Raw genomic sequence first — 1,764 nt, 5'->3', positions numbered from 1 at the left:
GCCTACCAGCGCGCGCGGACCGCGCCCGAGGCGGCCGAGGCCCTGGCGCTGCTCGCCGAGATCCAGGGCGGCCGGGCGGAGTGGCGCCCGGCGCTCGAAGCCTACGGGGCGAGCCTGGCCCTGAACGACGTGGCGTCCGTGCGCGAGGCCTACGAGACGATGCGCGCCGAGCACGGTTTCCGCATCCTCGACTACAAGGTCGACGCCGACGCCGCCGCCCCGCGGGTGTGCTTCACCTTCTCCGAGCCGCTGGCGGCCAAGGCCGACTTCGCCCCCTTCGTCGCGGTGTCGGGCGCGACCAACGCCGCGGTCACGGCCGAAGGCTCCCAGGTCTGCGTCGACGGGCTGAAGCACGGCGGCTCCTACGCCTTCGTCGTGCGCCAGGGCCTGCCCTCCGCGGTGGGCGAGAGCCTGCTGAAGTCGGCCGACTACGAGGTCTACGTCCGCGACCGCGCCCCCCAGGTGCGCTTCACCGGCCGCAACTACGTCCTGCCCCGCACCGGGCAGGCGGGGGTGCCGCTGGTCTCGGTCAACGCGCCGAAGGTCGACGTCGAGGTGCTGCGCATCGGCGACCGCGGCCTGCTGCCGTCGCTGCGGTCGGAGGAGTTCCTGGGCCAGCTCAACGGCGCCACCGCCCGGACCATCGCCGCGCAGAAGGGCGTCCAGGTCTGGAAGGGCACGCTCGACACGGCCAAGGCCGAGGTCAACCAGGAATCGGTCACCGCCTTCCCGGTGCTCCAGGCCGTGGGCCGGCTCGAGCCCGGCCTCTACGTGATGCTGGCGCAGGCCTCGGGCACCGCCGCGACCGCGGAGGGCGAGGATGGCGGCTACGAGGCCAAGGCGACGCAGTGGTTCGTGGTCTCCGATCTCGGGCTCACCGCCTTCAAGGGCCGCGACGGCGTCCACGTCTTCGCGCGCTCGCTCGCCAGCGCGACGGTGGTCGCGAACGCCGAGATCCGCCTGATCGCCCGCAACAACGAGGTGCTGGCCGCGCGCCGGACCGACGCGAGCGGCCACGCCGCCTTCGATCCGGGGCTCGCCCGCGGCGAGGGCGGCGTCGCCCCGAGCCTGGTGGTGGCGCAGGTCGGCGACGATTACGGCTTCCTCGACCTCGACCTCGCCGCCTTCGACCTCACCGACCGCGGCGTGAAGGGCCGGGCCGACGCCGGCTCGATCGAGGCCTACGTCTTCCCCGAGCGCGGGGTCTACCGCTCCGGCGAGACCGTGCAGATCACCGCGCTCCTCCGCGACGGGCAGGGCAAGGCGGTGCCGAGCCTGCCGCTGACCCTGGTGGTCAAGCGCCCCGACGGCGTCGAGTACCGCCGCGTCTCGGTGGCCGACCAGGGCCTCGGCGGGCGCGCCCTGCCGCTGCCGCTGCTCTCGGGCGCGATGCACGGCACCTGGCTGATCCAGGCCTTCACCGATCCGAAGGCGCCCGCCGTCGGCGAGGCCTCGTTCCTGCTCGAGGACTACGTCCCCGAGCGGCTCGAGGTGACGCTGAAGCCCGAGCAGCCGAGCCTGCGCCGGGGCGAGGCCGCCCGGGTCGCTGTGGCGGCGCGCTACCTCTACGGCGCGCCGGGCTCGGGCCTCGACGTCTCGGGCAGCGTCACCGTGCAGGCGGCGGCCGCGAGCGGCATCAAGGGCCTGGACGGCTTCTCGGTCGGGCTCGACGACGAGGCGATCGAGGCCTCGACCCAGGAGATCGAGGCGCGCGCCGCCACCGACGCCAAGGGCGAGGCCGTGGTCGCGGTGCCGGTGCAGGCG

General features: G+C 74.6%; 1 protein-coding gene. It reads left to right on the top strand.

The genetic code is table 11. From position 1 onward, the window contains the following. The coding region (locus FV223_RS26695; RefSeq protein ID WP_246689826.1) for an MG2 domain-containing protein at positions 1–1,764 on the top strand (1,764 nt) is incomplete at both ends.

It is taken from the genome of Methylobacterium sp. WL116, assembly GCF_008039455.1.
In the GTDB taxonomy this organism is placed as follows: domain Bacteria; phylum Pseudomonadota; class Alphaproteobacteria; order Rhizobiales; family Beijerinckiaceae; genus Methylobacterium.
Note: the sequence above shows the minus strand (reverse complement) of the source record. Positions and strands in the feature narration are given on the sequence as shown.